Consider the following 14,051-nt stretch of genomic DNA (forward strand, 5'->3'; position numbering starts at 1 on the left):
GAGCGACCGGCGCCGGGAGATCGGTGCAGGAGGCGGTGCCGGGTGTCAGATGCCGCAGTTCGGCGCCGACCAGCCTCCGACCGCCGCCACGTGGGTGTGGTCGTTGTGGTCGGGGTAGCCGGGGCCGAGGATCTGCCCGAAGCCGTGGTTGCGGGCCTGCTGCGCCAGCCGGCAGAACGACGGGGAGCCGACGAGGTCCACCCCGTCGCCGTACAGGTGTCGGCTGTTCGACGCTCCGCCGACCGCGCTGTTGCAGGCGTAGCTGCGGAAACTGCTGCTGATCGCGATGGCCACGTCACCGAGGGCGTGCCGCATGGCCTGGAGCTTCCACATCGAGACGAGCGCGTTGAACCGGGCGGTGCTCGCCGAGACCGCGCCGCCGGACCAGTCGCTGTTGCACTTGTTCAGCTCGGGGTAGCTGAAGTTGGCCGGGGTGCAGTCGTTGTCCTGGAGGGCGTAGAGCCGGTTGAACGTCTGTGGGCCGGCGATGCCGTCCGCGGGCAGCCCGTACGCCTGCTGGAAGCGGATCACCGCCGATCGGGTGGCCGGGCCGTACGCGCCGTCGAGGGTGAGCACCGCGCCGTAGCCGGGGTAGCCGGCGACCCGGATCTGGAGTTGCCGGACGTCCTCGCCGGACGCCCCCTGGGACAGGGTGCGTCCCCAGGTGTAGCAGCCGTCCGCCTGGGCCGCGCCGGCAGTGAGGGTGACGCCGGCCACTGTGGTGGCGGCGGTCAACGCCAGTGCCGCGAGGAACCTGCCGAGCCGTCGGAACATGTAGCCCTCCATCAATGCATGGAAGTACGTGGATGCATGGAAGTTTCATGCTTCCACTTTGATCCGTCAAGAACTTGCAGTGCCGGGTTTCCCGACGGAGGGTGTCGCGGCGTGCCCGTGGGGCTCCGTAGGATCGGCTCGTGACAGGGGCGGAACGGCACACGGACAGTGACGGCATGGCGGACGGCCTGGAGCGGCTCTGGACCCCGCACCGGATGACCTACATCTCCGGCGAGGACCGCCCGGCCGAGGGCTACGAGAAGCCAACCGGCTGCCCCTTCTGCCGAGGGCCGAAGCTGCCCCCGGAGGAGAGCCTGGTGGTGGCCCGGGGCGAGCACGTCTTCGTGGTGCTCAACCTCTACCCGTACAACCCGGGGCACCTGCTGGTCTGCCCCTACCGGCACGTCGCCGACTACACCGACCTGGACGTGCCGGAGACCACCGAGCTGGCGTCGTACACCCAGACCGCCATGCGGGTGATCCGCAAGGTCAGCAACGCCCACGGCTTCAACCTGGGCATGAACCAGGGCGGGGTGGCCGGCGCCGGCATCGCCGCGCACCTGCACCAGCACGTGGTGCCGCGTTGGGGTGGCGACGCGAACTTCATGCCGGTGATCGGCCGCACCAAGGTCCTGCCGCAGCTGCTCGGCGACACCCGCGACCTGCTCGCCCGCGCCTGGCCGTCCTGACCGCCGCCGGCCGCGCCGCGCCGGTCGCGCGGCCTCCTCGCCGGTCCGGCTACTCGGCGCGCAGCAGCGGGGTCAGCTCCGACCAGCTCTCCACCCGGTGTACGCGGGGCAGCAGCGCGGCGTGTGCGGCGACCTCGGCCCTGCGGGGCCGGAACAGGAAGCGGCGCGGCACCCAGTCGAGATAGCCGAGCACCTCCAGCTTGTCGTCCACGAAGTGGGTCAGGCCGAGGCGTCTGGCGATCGGCGCCTTGTCCGGTCGGGTGCGGCAGAAGTGCACCCGCTCGACCGGGATGCCGGTGCGCGCCGGAAAGTCGTGGTGGGCCAGCCACTCCCGGGTACGCCGCTCGGTGGCCTCCCCGCACTTGGACACCAGGTGCACCTCGTCGAACGCCGGACCGAGCGCCGCCAGCGCGTTGAACGCCCCGACGACGGCCGGGGTTCGCAGGTAGTGCGCGCCGAAGAACGACGTGTCCGCGTCGTCGTCGGCCGGCTCGATGATCACTCCGCCGATGTCCACCCCGAGCCGTCGCATGGCGTTGATCATGCCGCACCGTGACCGTCTCCGTGCACCCGCGTGTCCGCCCGCAGATCTGCTACGCCAGGGCCCGCCGAAGGTGGCACGATCGGCCGATGGCAGTCACGACACGGTTGTTGGGGCGCAGCGGCATCGAGGTCAGCGCCCTCGGCATGGGGTGCTGGGCGATCGGCGGGCCCTGGGCGGACGGCACCCAGCCGCTGGGCTGGGGCGCGGTCGACGACGACGAGTCGGTCCGGGCGGTACGCCGGGCGCTCGATCTGGGCATCACCCTCTTCGACACCGCCGACACGTACGGGGCCGGGCACGGTGAGCGGGTGCTCGGTCGCGCGCTCGCCGGTCGCCGCGACGACGCCGTGATCGCCACCAAGTGGGGTTACACCTTTGACGAGGCCGGCCGGCAGGCCACCGGCGAGGACGCGTCGCCCGCTTACCTGCGTAGTGCCGTGACCGCCTCGCTGCGCCGGTTGCGCACCGACCGGATCGACCTCTATCAGCTGCACCTGGCCGACCTGTCGGTGCCGAGGGCGCAGGCGCTGATCGGGACCTGCGAGGACCTGGTGGCCGAGGGCCTGATCCGCGCGTACGGGTGGAGCACCGACCGCCCCGACCGGGCCGCCGCGTTCGGGCACGCCGCCGCCGGCGCTACCGCCGTGCAACATGCCCTGTCGGTGCTGCGCGACGCCCCCGAGCTGCTCGCCGTCTGCGACAAGTACGACCTGGCCAGCGTCAACCGGGGTCCACTCGGGATGGGGCTGCTCACCGGCAAGTACACGGCCGGGTCGACGCTGCCCCGCGACGACGTACGCGGGCTGGCCCCGGGCTGGTTGGAGTGGTTCCGGGGTGGCCGGCCGGCACCGGAGTGGCTGCGCCGGGTCGGCGCGGTCCGTGCCGCGCTCACCGCCGACGGACGCACCCTCGCCCAGGGCGCGTTGGGCTGGATCTGGGCGCGCAGCGGTCGCACCATCCCGATCCCGGGCTGCCGTACGGTCGCCCAGGTCGAGGAGAACGCCGCAGCGCTGCACCGGGGCCCGCTGCCGGCGGACCAGTTCGTCGAGGTGGAGCGTCAGCTCGCCGCCGTCCGCACCGCGGCCCTGCGTGACGCCGACCGCCCCCACTGGCCCCGCCCCACCCACCCCACAGTCCACCCGTAACCAGCTCCCACACCCTGCGCCGCGCCGCCCCCGCCCGCCCCGCCCCGACCGCGTCGATCATGGAGTTGTGGTGCCTCGCAAATCGGGCATAGACCAATCTTCTGCCCACCACAACTCCATGATCGACCCGCGACTCACCCCAGCCCTCGCCGATCTTGCACTTTCTGCGGGGACTGATGCCGCGACAGCGACATAAGGACGACAGGAAGCGCAAGATCGCCGGGGCGGGCCGGGCGGGGGCGGGGCGGGGTTAGGGGAGTTGTTCCTTGCGGGCCTGGTCGGCCAGGTGGGCGGGCATGGGGTCGTGGCGAACGAAGTGGCGGCGGAAGGTGCCGGTGCCGGCCGTCATCGAGCGCAGCTCGACGGCGTACCGAAGCAGTTCGGTGGCCGGCACTTCGGCGCGGACGAGGGTGCGGCCCTCGGTGTCCGGGTCCGGTTCGGTGCCGAGCACCCGGCCGCGCCGGCCGGACAGGTCGCCCATCACCGTGCCCACCGAGCCGTCCGGAACCCGGATGGTGACCTCGTCGATCGGCTCCAGCAGGGCCGGCTGGCCACGCTCGGCGGCGTCGCGCAGCGCCAGTGCGCCGGCGGTCTGGAAGGCCGCGTCGGAGGAGTCGACGCTGTGCGACTTGCCGTCGACCAGGGTCACCCGCAGGTCCACCACTGGGTGCCCGGCGACCAGCCCGCGCTCCAGTTGGGCGCGGACGCCCTTCTCCACTGACGGGATGTAGTTGTGCGGCACGGCGCCGCCGACCACCCGGTCGACGAACTCGAAGCCACCGCCGCGGGGCAGCGGCTCGACCTCGATGTCGCAGACCGCGTACTGGCCGTGGCCGCCGGACTGCTTGACGTGGCGGCCGTGCCCCTTCGCGGGCACGGTCAGCGTCTCGCGCAGCGACACCTTGACCGGCTCGGTGTCCAGCTCGACGCCGCCGGCGCGTAGCCGGTCGAGCACCACGTCCGCGTGTGCCTCGCCCATGCACCAGAGCACCAGCTGGTGGGTCTCCGAGTTGCGCTCCAGCCGCAGCGTGGGATCGCCGGCGACCAGGCGGGCGAGGTTGCGGGCCAGGGCGTCCTCGTCGGCGCGGCTGCGGGCGGCGATCGCCACCGGCAGCAGCGGCTCCGGCATCTCCCAGGGGGCGATCAGCAGCGGGTCGTCCCTGGTCGAGATGGTGTCGCCGGTCTCGGCGCTGCCCGACTTGGTGATCGCGCAGATGTCGCCGGCCACGCAGAGCGACACTTCCCGCAGGGTGGCGCCCAGCGGGGTGTAGATGTGCCCGACCCGCTCGTCGGCGTCGTGGTCGGGGTGCCCGCGGTCGGCCATGCCGTGCCCGGAGACGTGCACGGTCTGGTCGGGGCGCAGCGTGCCGGAGAAGACCCGGACCAGCGAGACCCGCCCGACGTGGCGGTCGACGGTGGTCTTGACGACCTCGGCGACCAGCGGCCCGGCCGGGTCGCAGCTCAGCGGCGGACGCGGCGAGCCGTCCACGCCGGTCACCGCCGGCAGCTCGTGCTCCAGCGGCGACGGAAACGCGGCGGTCAGCACCTCCAGCAGCACGTCCAGCCCGACACCGGTCTGGGCGCAGACCGGCACCACCGGGTAGAAGTGGCCCCGGGCGACGGCCTTCTCCAGGTCGTCGATCAGCACCTCGTCGCCGATCTCCTCGCCGTCGAGGTAGCGGTCCATGAGGGTCTCGTCCTCGCTCTCGGCGATGATCCCCTCGATCAGCTCGTCGCGGGACTCGTCGATGGCCCGCTGGTGCTCCGGGTCCGGGTCGCGGACGTCGGCGGGCAGCCCGGCGCTGTAGTCGAAGACCCGACGGGTGATCAGGCCGAGCAGACCTTCGGTGGACACCCCGTCGTCGCCGAGCATCGGCAGGTAGAGGGGCATCACGTTGTCACCGAAGAGGCGCTGGCAGAGCGCCACCGTCTCGTCGACGTCGGCGCGGGGCTGGTCCAGTCGGGCCACCGCGACCGCGCGGGGCATGTCGACCGCGGCGCACTCCTCCCACAGAGCGACGGTGGCCGCGTCCATGCCGCCCGCGGCGGAGACCACGAAGAGCGCGGCGTCGGCGGCTCGCAGCCCGGCGCGCAGCTCACCGACGAAGTCGGCGTACCCGGGGGTGTCCAGCAGGTTGACCTTGATGCCGTTGTGCAGCAGCGGCGCGCAGGACAGGCTGACCGAGCGCTGCTGACGTACGGCGGCGGGGTCGTGGTCGCCGACCGTGGTGCCGTCGACCACGCTGCCGGCGCGGCCGATCGTGCCGGTCGCCGCGAGCAGGGCCTCGACCAGGGTGGTCTTGCCTGCCCCGGAGTGCCCGACGAGCACCACGTTGCGAACCCGCTCGGGCTCGGTCACCACCGGCGTGCCGCCGGTGGAACCCTTCTCTTGACTCTTCTGCGCCATGGGGCGCACCTCCCTCAGCCGGTGGTGGTGGCGACCGCCGCGCGACGGGAAGCGGCCCGGGGCGAGTGCGCGGCGATATCCTCCGGTGGTCTGCTGCACAGCGGGAACGGGACGGGCGGACGGGTGAGCTGGCTCACCTCCCGGCTCGATCTCACACCCGTTGCCGGGTAGGCACAAGCCTCCCCCGGGCGGGTCGGCGGTACCGTCCGTATCGCCGGAGCTGGGCGGACCGTTATCGTGGGGACCGCCATGGCGAAGATCTTCCAAGTGTCGGCCCGCGCGGGGATGACCCGCGTCGTCGAGCCGATTGCCCGCGCCCTGCTGCGCGCGGGCGTCACCCCCAATGCCGTCACCGTCGCGGGCACCGTTGGTGTGCTCGTCGGCGCGCTCGGCTTCGGTGCCCGCGGCCATCTGGTCGCGGGCGCGTTGATCGTCACTCTGTTCGCGCTCACCGACCTGCTCGACGGGACGATGGCCCGGATGAGCGGCGGCTCCACCAGGTTCGGCGCGTTCCTCGACTCAAGCATGGACCGGGTCGCCGACAGCGCCGTCTTCGGCGCGGTCGCGTACTGGCTGGCCACCGAGGGCGACCACTCCGGAGTGGCCGCCGCGTTGGTCTGCCTGGCCGCCGGCAGCCTCGTCTCCTACGTCAAGGCCCGCGCCGAAGGGCTCGGCATGACCTGCAACGTGGGCATCGCCGAACGCACCGAGCGACTGCTCATCGTCGGGGTCGGCGGGATCCTCACCGGTGTCGGTGTCGATCCGGCCCTGGAGATCGCGCTCTGGCTGCTCGCCGCCGTGTCGATCTTCACGGTGGGGCAGCGGATGACGCACGTCTACCGCCAGGCCCAGCAGCTCCAGCCGGACGGCCAAGCGTGAGTGGGGTGCCGGCGACCCGGCGTCGGACGACCGGCGGCCGAGTCGCGTGAACCTCACCGAGCTGGGCTACATCGCCGGGTGGCGGGTGGTCCGCGCGCTACCCCGGCCGTTGGTGGCGGCGGCGTTCCAGGCGGGCGCGGACCGCGCCCACCGCGCCGGCGGCGGGGGTACGGCCCGACTGCGCGCGAACCTGCGCCGGGTGGTCGGCCCGGAGCTGCCCGACGCCGAGTTGGACGATCTCGTCAAGCGCGGGTTGCGCTCGTACGCCCGGTACTGGATGGAGGCGTTCCGGCTGCCCGCCCTGAGCCGGTCGCAGATCCTGTCCGGTTTCCGGCTCGACGGCGCCGAGCTGCTCGCCGCCGACGTGGCCGCCGGTCGGGGCGCGGTGGTGGCCCTGCCGCACGCCGGTAACTGGGATGCCGCGGGCGCCTGGGTGGCGGCCACCGGTTGGCCGATCACCACGGTCATGGAGCGGCTCAAGCCGGAGGGCGTGTACAAGCGTTTCCTGGCCTTCCGGGCGAGTCTGGGGATGGAGATCCTGCCGACCCACGGGGGGCCGCGTCCGGCGTTCGACGTGTTGCTGGACCGGCTGCGGGCCGGTGCGGTGGTGCCGTTGCTGGCCGACCGTGATCTCTCCGCCCGAGGGGTGGAGGTGGACTTCTTCGGTGGGAAGACCCGGATGCCCGCCGGGCCGGCGTTGCTCGCGCTGCACACCGGTGCGCCGCTCTACGTGGCCTCGCTGTGGTACGAACCGGACGCCGCCTGCGCGTCGCTGGCTGGTCCGTTGCCGGTGCCGGGGCCCGAGGTGGGGCCGCTGGACCAGCGGGTCCGGTCGCTGACCCAGCTGATCGCCGACCGTCTGGCGGCGGGTATCGCCCGGCATCCGGAAGACTGGCACATGTTGCAGCGGATGTGGCTGGACCAGGCGAGGTCGGGGGAGGGCGCGACGCTGCCCTCATCGGCCACCGGCCAGGCCTGAGGAGGTGGGCTGACGGATGCGGATCGGCATCGTGTGCCCGTACTCCTTCGACGTCCCCGGTGGGGTGCAGAACCACGTCATGGACCTCGCCGAGGCGCTGATCACGCTGGGCCACGAGGTCAGCGTGCTCGCGCCGGCCGACGAGGATTCGCCGCTGCCGGGGTACGTGGTGTCCGCCGGCCGGGCCGTTCCGCTGCCGTACAACGGGTCGGTGGCCCGGATCGCGTTCGGCCCGGTGTCGACGGCCCGGGTGCGGCGGTGGATCACCAACGGTGACTTCGACGTGCTGCACGTGCACGAGCCGCTCACGCTGAGTCTGTCGCTGCTGGCAGTGCTCTCCGCCCGTGGCCCGGTGGTGGCCACGTTCCACACCGCGATGACCCGTTCGCGGGTCCTCGCCGCCGCGCAGGGTGTGCTCCAGATCGTGTTGGAGCGGATCACGGCTCGGATCGCGGTGAGCGCGCTGGCCCGCAAGGTGCAGGTCGAGCACATGGACGGCGGTGCGGTGGAGATCCCCAACGGGGTGGCCGTGGCCAAGTTCACCGACGTCGAGCCGTTGCCGGGCTGGCCGGGGGAGTGCGCGGCTGGCACCGGTGGCACGCTCGGCTTCCTGGGCCGGTTCACTGAGGCACGCAAGGGCTTCCCGGTGCTGCGCGACGCGTTCGTGGCGCTGGCCGCCACCCGGCCCGGTCTGCGGTTGCTCGTCGCCGGCCCGGGTGACCCCGACGACCTGTACGACCAGTTCCCGGCCGAGCTGCACGAGCAGATCACGTTCCTCGGCCTGGTCAGCGAAGCGGACAAGGCGCGCATGCTGCGCAGTGTGCACCTCTACGTCGCACCGAACACCGGCGGTGAGTCGTTCGGCATGATCCTCACCGAGGCCCTCGCCGCGGGTACGACGGTCATCGCCAGTGACCTGGACGCGTTCCGGCGGGTGCTCGACGGTGGGCGGGCCGGTCGGCTCTTCCCGACGGGCGACCCGGTGGGGCTGCGTGACGTGCTGGGCGAGCTGCTGGACGACCCGGCCGCGCGGGCCACCCTGAGTGCCTGCGGCGATCAGGTGGTCGCGAATTTCGACTGGCCGGTGGTTGCTCGCCGCGTTCTGGAGGTATACGCAGCGGCGATCGAGGCAACCGACGGGCGGGTCATCGACCAGGAATGGGTGGGGCTGAGCTGAGCCGGTGTGACGGGTGGTGCGGTGGTGACCGGCGGGACCGGTCCGGCCGCGCCCAATCGGACGAAACGGAGCAGCACTACGATGCCGCACATGTGGTGGGTGGTGGCCGCGAGCGTGGTCGTGGGGCTGGTCGCGGCGTACCTCGTCTGGACCGCCGGCCGGGTCGAGCGGCTACAGGGCCGCGCGGAGCTGGCGGCCCGGGCCCTCGACGCCCACCTGCTGCGCCGCGCGGCGGCAGCCGCGGTCCTGGCTGAGCGGCGTTTCGGCGTCGAGCTGTACGCGGCGGCCCGGATCGCCCTGGACGCCAGCCCGGACGAGCGGGAAGCGGCGGAGAACGACCTCACCCGGCAGCTACGCGGCGTCCAGTTGGACCCGGGCGACCCGGACTGCGCGGCGGTCATCGCCGCGAGTCGTCGGCTCGCGTTGTCCCGGCAGGTACACACCGACCTGGTCCGGGACGCCCGCTCGGCGCGCAGCCGGCCGCTGGTGCGCCTGTTGCGGATGGGGCGGGGCCGGCAGTGGCCGCGCTACTTCGACATCGACGACCCGACCCTCGTCGTGCCGGCGGACGTCCCCGCCGCCTGACCCCCTCCTCCCAGATGGGCGCGGGCGGGCTGGTGACCAGGGCCACAGTGCAGGCCACCGGGGGTCTGATTGGCTGTCGGTACGGCGTTGAACCGCGCGTAGCATTTTCGCTGCCACCCCCAGAGCATGTCCAAGGAGCGATGACCCGTGCCCGAAAACACCGCCTCGAACACCGGTACCGCCCCCGTCGTCGGCACCGCCCGCGTGAAGCGTGGCATGGCCGAGATGCTCAAGGGCGGCGTGATCATGGATGTCGTCAACGCCGAGCAGGCCAAGATCGCTGAGGACGCCGGCGCTGTCGCGGTGATGGCCCTGGAGCGGGTGCCCGCCGACATCCGCGCGCAGGGTGGGGTGTCCCGGATGAGCGACCCCGACATGATCGACGGGATCATCGAGGCGGTCTCCATCCCGGTGATGGCCAAGGCCCGCATCGGCCACTTCGTGGAGGCGCAGATCCTCCAGTCGCTCGGCGTGGACTACGTCGACGAGTCCGAGGTGCTGACCCCGGCCGACTACGCGAACCACATCGACAAGTGGGCGTTCACCGTGCCTTTCGTCTGTGGCGCGACCAACCTGGGCGAGGCGCTGCGCCGGATCACCGAGGGCGCGGCGATGATCCGCTCCAAGGGCGAGGCGGGTACCGGTGACGTCTCCAACGCCACCACCCACATGCGGAAGATCCGCCACGAGATCCGCCGGCTGGCCTCGCTGCCGGCCGACGAGCTGTACGTCGCGGCCAAGGAGTTGCAGGCCCCGTACGAGCTGGTCAAGGAGGTCGCCGAGAGCGGCAAGCTGCCGGTGGTGTTGTTCACCGCGGGCGGGATCGCCACTCCGGCCGACGCGGCGATGATGATGCAGCTCGGCGCGGAGGGTGTCTTCGTCGGTTCCGGCATCTTCAAGGCGGGCAACCCGGCGCAGCGGGCCGCCGCGATCGTCAAGGCGACCACCTTCCACGACGACCCGGACGTGCTGGCCAAGGTCTCCCGGGGTCTCGGCGAGGCGATGGTCGGCATCAACGTCGACGAGATCCCGCAGCCGCACCGCCTGGCCGAGCGCGGTTGGTGACGGTCGGCGTCCGCCAGGGCTGAGGACGGTCGACGCGCCCCGCCGGGGCGGCGTGACGCGGAGAGGAACGGTGCGAACATGACGGCACCCGTGATCGGTGTGCTCGCGCTCCAGGGCGACGTCCGCGAGCACGTGGCGGCGCTGGCCGCGGCGGGCGCCGACGCCCGCCCGGTCCGCCGTCCGGCGGAGCTGGACGCGGTCGACGGCCTGGTCATCCCCGGCGGCGAGTCGACCACCATGAGCAAGCTCGCCGACATCTTCGAGATGCGCGAGCCGATCGACAAGCGGATCGCCGACGGCATGCCGGTCTACGGCTCCTGCGCCGGAATGATCATGTTGGCGACCGAGGTGCTCGACGGCCGACCCGATCAGCGCGGTTTCTCCGGCATCGACATGACCGTCCGGCGCAACGCGTTCGGCCGGCAGGTCGACTCGTTCGAGGCGCCGGTGACCGTCGTCGGGGTGCCGGGCGAGCCGTTCCACGCGGTGTTCATCCGCGCGCCGTGGGTCGAGCGGGTCGGTGCCGGCGTGCAGGTCATCGGGGTGGTGTCCGACGGCCCGGCCGCCGACCGGATCGTGGCGGTCCGACAGGGCAACCTGGTGGCCACCTCGTTCCACCCGGAGCTCACCGGTGACCTGCGGGTGCACGCGTACTTCGTGGACCTGGTCCGCGCCGCCCGCTGAACGGCGGGCGGCCGCGCCGGGCTGTCCATGATGCTCCCTGCGGTCGTGGCCCAGATCCGGGTTTTTTGTCCCGTCTGCCCTGGTCGGTGGGGGCCGGGCGGCCCTGCCGCGCGCGGTGCATGACAGGGACCCGGGGGACGTCGGTAGGATTGCGGAGATTCGGCAGGGCCATCTGCCCGCCACGGCTTCCACCAGAGCTGACCGGCACCTCCGCGTGCGCCGGCGGGAGCGGGGCGTGAGCGGTGCGGTCGATGCAGACGGCGGGTAGCAACGGAGGTAGAAGATGTCCGGCCACTCAAAGTGGGCGACGACCAAGCACAAGAAGGCCGTCATCGACGCCAAGCGCGGCAAGATGTTCGCCAAGCTGATCAAGAACGTCGAGGTGGCCGCGCGGATCGGCGGCGGTGACCCGACCGGTAACCCGACGCTCTTCGACGCCATTCAGAAGGCGAAGAAGAGCTCGGTGCCGAACGACAACATCGATCGCGCCGTCAAGCGCGGCTCCGGCCTGGAGGCCGGCGGCGCCGACTGGCAGACGATCATGTACGAGGGGTACGGCCCGAGCGGCGTGGCCATGCTCATCGAGTGCCTCACCGACAACCGCAACCGCGCGGCGACCGAGGTGCGGACCGCGCTGACCCGCAACGGCGGCTCGCTCGCCGACGCCGGCTCGGTGTCGTACATGTTCTCCCGCAAGGGCGTGGTGATCGTCCCCAAGGAGGGCACCAGCGAGGACGACGTGATGCTGGCCGTCCTCGACGCCGGCGCCGAAGAGGTCAACGACCTCGGCGAGGCGTACGAGGTGGTCTCCGAGCCGACCGACCTGATCCCGGTGCGCACGGCGTTGCAGGACGCCGGCATCGAGTACGAGTCGGCCGAGTCCTCGCTGATCCCCAGCGTCAACGTGCCGCTGGACGAAGAGGGCGCACGCAAGATCTTCAAGCTGATCGACGTCCTGGAAGACTGCGACGACGTGCAGAACGTCTACGCCAACTTCGACGTCAGCGACGACGTGATGGCGGCGGTCGACGCCTGACCCCGCTACGCCCCCGCCTCACCCCGCCGCGATCTTGCACTTTCTGACCCGACAGACCGGGCTACTCACGGCATATCGTCAACAGAAACTGCAAGATCGCGGCGTTGGTCAGGTTGGCGCGGCGGGCGAGGAGGGGTTGTGGAGCGGTTCTCGTTTGGGGACACCGTGGTGCGGCGTGAGGTGCTGCGGGGTGAGGTCTGGTTCGGCTGCCCGACGATCTGCGTCGAGGATTCGCCCGACCTGCTCGCGCTCTACCTCCCACCGGGGGCCGAGTTCGGCTTCCCGGACACCGGCGTCTTCCCCTGCGGGCGGCACCCGTGGGAGGCCGCCGGGCACCGCTCCTGGTCCGGGCACGGCAAGCTGATGCTGCAACGCCCCGGTGAGGCGCACTCGATCGACGTGTTCTGGGCCGGGCCGGGGCGCGACTTCGCCGGCTGGTACTTCAACCTCCAGGACCCGGTGCGGCGTACCCCGATCGGGGTGGACACCCTGGACCACGAACTGGACCTGTGGTGGGCGGCGGACGCCGACCGGTACGTCTGGAAGGACGTGGAGATGTTCGCCCAGCGCCTCGTCGAGGGGCGCTACCCGGGCATGGCGGACGCCATCCAGGCCGAGGGTGACCGGATCGCCGCCCTGCTCGACGGGGGTGAGCGCTGGTGGGACCCGGCGTGGGCCGCCTGGCAGCCCGACCCCGCCTGGACGGTGCCCCCGCTGCCCGCCGGCTGGGACCAGGTGCCGCCCGCGCGCTGACCGGCGGCGCTCCACCCGGCCGCCCGAACCGGCCCGTCAGCCTTCCGGTCGGGGATCGACCAGGAACACCTGGTCCGCGCCGTTGGTGCACGGCTCGACCAGCGCCTCGGCCGACACCTCGGTGTCGTCGTCGCGGAGCCCGACGCACAGATTCGTGCCGCTGGGCCTGATGCGGTACGAGGTCGGCGCGGATGCGGTCGGCTCGAAGCGGAAGTGCTGCGACAAATTGGTGTCGCTGCATTTCTGCCAGGGTTCGAGCATGTTCCGACCGGGGTCCTCGGCGCGGACTGTGAGGCAGCCCGGCCCGTGCACCGGGTGGTTCCACTTGATGAAGTACAGCCCGTCGGCCGCCGGCTCCAGGTAGGTGTCCGGCGGGGTGGCGTCCACGCAGGGACGCTGGACCAACACCTCACTCTTGTACTGCCCGGTGCGGTCGTGCCCCTCGCTGAGGCACAGCTGCGGGCTGCGGACGGGGTGGATCCGGCTCAGGCGCGCGTCCGGTGCGATCGTCGGGCGGGCGTCGGCCTCGGGGCTGGCCTCGCCGTCCGGGCTGGCGCTGTCCGCCGAGGGGACGTCGGAAACCCCCGGGGTCGGGCCGCCACGCTGACCCGTCTGCTGTGTGTCGTCGGGTCGTTGGATCCAGGCGACCACGCCGATCACCGCCAGCAGCACCACGACGGCGAGGATCGTCAGCGGTGTGCGCCGAGCGAACCACCACGCCCGCGCCGGGCGTTGCACCACGGCCGGTGCCGCGTCGGCAGGCGAACGGTCCGCTGTGCTGCCGTCGGTCGGCTGGTCCGACACGGGCGACCTCGGCGCGTACGCGTTCACCGCGAGATGGTGTCGCGCCCGTAGCCACGTCTCGACCTGGTCCTCGGCGCCGCAGGCCCGAACGAACGCCGCCACCACCTCGGGTCGCGGCAGTGTGGACCGGCGCAGGATGTCGGCCGCCGTGCTACGGGCCAGCACGTCACCCGTCGACGCGGCACGCTGCTCCAGCTGCCGGTAGGTGAGCCCCGACCGGTCCTTGAGCTGGCGCAGCATCTCGACGAACTCGGCCGGGTCGGACGCGTCGTCCGGGCGTAGCTCCCCCGTGGTCATCGCCCGATTCTCCAGACACCGCCGACGCGGGGGCAAGTCGGGTCCCAGTGACTGTCCGAGATGGTCGGACAAGATCCGGACATGCCGCCGTGAGCTGCGCGGACAACGCTCCCCGGCGACCAGGGCATTGTCCTCGTCCGCCGGCTTATCTAGCGTCGATGCTCGATGGTCGCGCCGTTGACCGGGGTACGGCCGACGGGCTCGTGCCGGCAACGGTCCGGGCCCGACCAGAT

At 72.1% G+C, this 14,051-nt stretch carries 14 protein-coding genes; 10 read left to right on the plus strand and 4 right to left on the minus strand.

Going from position 1 to position 14,051, the window contains the following annotated elements:
* Window positions 1-45: 45 nt before the first annotated feature.
* On the minus strand, window positions 46-774 hold the full coding sequence (locus ACQRWP_RS05620; RefSeq protein WP_430501115.1) for a D-Ala-D-Ala carboxypeptidase family metallohydrolase: 729 nt from the start codon (window positions 772-774) through the stop codon (window positions 46-48).
* 176 nt (window positions 775-950) lie between these two features.
* Here ACQRWP_RS05620 and ACQRWP_RS05625 point away from each other — a divergent pair, with 176 nt between their 5' ends.
* Window positions 951-1,463, plus strand: coding sequence for an HIT family protein (locus tag ACQRWP_RS05625; protein WP_196930193.1), 513 nt, complete (start codon window positions 951-953; stop codon window positions 1,461-1,463).
* A gap of 49 nt (window positions 1,464-1,512) precedes the next feature.
* On the opposite strand, the gene ACQRWP_RS05630 is transcribed toward ACQRWP_RS05625, so the two are convergent.
* Window positions 1,513-2,007 carry a hypothetical protein gene (locus ACQRWP_RS05630; protein WP_430501116.1) on the minus strand — a complete coding sequence of 165 codons (495 nt, stop codon included), beginning with the start codon at window positions 2,005-2,007 and terminating at the stop codon, window positions 1,513-1,515.
* An 86-nt stretch (window positions 2,008-2,093) separates the two neighbouring features.
* Here ACQRWP_RS05630 and ACQRWP_RS05635 point away from each other — a divergent pair, with 86 nt between their 5' ends.
* Complete coding sequence (locus ACQRWP_RS05635; protein ID WP_430501117.1) at window positions 2,094-3,152, plus strand: aldo/keto reductase; 1,059 nt, start codon at window positions 2,094-2,096, stop codon at window positions 3,150-3,152.
* 250 nt (window positions 3,153-3,402) lie between these two features.
* Here the strand turns inward: ACQRWP_RS05635 and ACQRWP_RS05640 are convergent, their stop codons facing one another.
* The gene (locus tag ACQRWP_RS05640) at window positions 3,403-5,559 is read right to left on the minus strand and encodes an elongation factor G-like protein EF-G2 (protein WP_430501118.1); all 2,157 of its coding nucleotides are present in this window, start codon (window positions 5,557-5,559) and stop codon (window positions 3,403-3,405) included.
* Window positions 5,560-5,808: 249 nt separating this feature from the next.
* Here ACQRWP_RS05640 and pgsA point away from each other — a divergent pair, with 249 nt between their 5' ends.
* The 8 genes from pgsA (at window position 5,809) to ACQRWP_RS05680 (ending at window position 12,717) form a co-directional block, all read left to right on the plus strand.
* Window positions 5,809-6,438 carry a phosphatidylinositol phosphate synthase gene (gene pgsA, locus ACQRWP_RS05645; RefSeq protein WP_357204363.1) on the plus strand — a complete coding sequence of 210 codons (630 nt, stop codon included), beginning with the start codon at window positions 5,809-5,811 and terminating at the stop codon, window positions 6,436-6,438.
* A gap of 46 nt (window positions 6,439-6,484) precedes the next feature.
* Window positions 6,485-7,417, plus strand: coding sequence for a phosphatidylinositol mannoside acyltransferase (locus ACQRWP_RS05650; RefSeq protein WP_430501119.1), 933 nt, complete (start codon window positions 6,485-6,487; stop codon window positions 7,415-7,417).
* A gap of 16 nt (window positions 7,418-7,433) precedes the next feature.
* Window positions 7,434-8,594: a glycosyltransferase family 4 protein gene (locus ACQRWP_RS05655; protein ID WP_430501120.1), complete on the plus strand. Its 1,161-nt coding sequence runs from the start codon at window positions 7,434-7,436 to the stop codon at window positions 8,592-8,594.
* Between the two features lie 81 nt (window positions 8,595-8,675).
* Window positions 8,676-9,179: a hypothetical protein gene (locus tag ACQRWP_RS05660; protein ID WP_430501121.1), complete on the plus strand. Its 504-nt coding sequence runs from the start codon at window positions 8,676-8,678 to the stop codon at window positions 9,177-9,179.
* Between the two features lie 147 nt (window positions 9,180-9,326).
* Window positions 9,327-10,244: a pyridoxal 5'-phosphate synthase lyase subunit PdxS gene (gene pdxS, locus ACQRWP_RS05665; protein WP_430501122.1), complete on the plus strand. Its 918-nt coding sequence runs from the start codon at window positions 9,327-9,329 to the stop codon at window positions 10,242-10,244.
* A gap of 78 nt (window positions 10,245-10,322) precedes the next feature.
* Window positions 10,323-10,928, plus strand: coding sequence for a pyridoxal 5'-phosphate synthase glutaminase subunit PdxT (gene pdxT, locus ACQRWP_RS05670; protein ID WP_430501123.1), 606 nt, complete (start codon window positions 10,323-10,325; stop codon window positions 10,926-10,928).
* Window positions 10,929-11,211: 283 nt separating this feature from the next.
* Entirely contained in the window at window positions 11,212-11,964 is a 753-nt protein-coding gene (locus ACQRWP_RS05675; protein ID WP_112583375.1) for a YebC/PmpR family DNA-binding transcriptional regulator, read from the plus strand.
* 138 nt (window positions 11,965-12,102) lie between these two features.
* On the plus strand, window positions 12,103-12,717 hold the full coding sequence (locus ACQRWP_RS05680) for a DUF402 domain-containing protein (protein WP_430501124.1): 615 nt from the start codon (window positions 12,103-12,105) through the stop codon (window positions 12,715-12,717).
* A gap of 36 nt (window positions 12,718-12,753) precedes the next feature.
* Here ACQRWP_RS05680 and ACQRWP_RS05685 read toward each other — a convergent pair whose 3' ends face one another.
* Window positions 12,754-13,818 (minus strand): helix-turn-helix domain-containing protein, encoded by a 1,065-nt coding sequence (locus ACQRWP_RS05685; RefSeq protein WP_430501125.1) that lies wholly within the window; start codon window positions 13,816-13,818, stop codon window positions 12,754-12,756.
* Window positions 13,819-14,051 lie beyond the last annotated feature (233 nt).

This window comes from Micromonospora trifolii, assembly GCF_050516465.1.
Taxonomy (GTDB): domain Bacteria; phylum Actinomycetota; class Actinomycetes; order Mycobacteriales; family Micromonosporaceae; genus Micromonospora; species Micromonospora trifolii.

Bases quoted from the DNA above. Each gene is read 5' to 3' on its own strand.
- ACQRWP_RS05620 (WP_430501115.1), bottom strand. From the start codon at position 774: ATGTTCCGACGGCTCGGCAGGTTCCTCGCGGCACTGGCGTTGACCGCC.
- ACQRWP_RS05625 (WP_196930193.1), top strand. From the start codon at position 951: ATGGCGGACGGCCTGGAGCGGCTCTGGACCCCGCACCGGATGACCTAC.
- ACQRWP_RS05630 (WP_430501116.1), bottom strand. From the start codon at position 2,007: ATGATCAACGCCATGCGACGGCTCGGGGTGGACATCGGCGGAGTGATC.
- ACQRWP_RS05635 (WP_430501117.1), top strand. From the start codon at position 2,094: ATGGCAGTCACGACACGGTTGTTGGGGCGCAGCGGCATCGAGGTCAGC.
- ACQRWP_RS05640 (WP_430501118.1), bottom strand. From the start codon at position 5,559: ATGGCGCAGAAGAGTCAAGAGAAGGGTTCCACCGGCGGCACGCCGGTG.
- pgsA (WP_357204363.1), top strand. From the start codon at position 5,809: ATGGCGAAGATCTTCCAAGTGTCGGCCCGCGCGGGGATGACCCGCGTC.
- ACQRWP_RS05655 (WP_430501120.1), top strand. From the start codon at position 7,434: ATGCGGATCGGCATCGTGTGCCCGTACTCCTTCGACGTCCCCGGTGGG.
- ACQRWP_RS05660 (WP_430501121.1), top strand. From the start codon at position 8,676: ATGCCGCACATGTGGTGGGTGGTGGCCGCGAGCGTGGTCGTGGGGCTG.
- pdxT (WP_430501123.1), top strand. From the start codon at position 10,323: ATGACGGCACCCGTGATCGGTGTGCTCGCGCTCCAGGGCGACGTCCGC.
- ACQRWP_RS05675 (WP_112583375.1), top strand. From the start codon at position 11,212: ATGTCCGGCCACTCAAAGTGGGCGACGACCAAGCACAAGAAGGCCGTC.
- ACQRWP_RS05685 (WP_430501125.1), bottom strand. From the start codon at position 13,818: ATGACCACGGGGGAGCTACGCCCGGACGACGCGTCCGACCCGGCCGAG.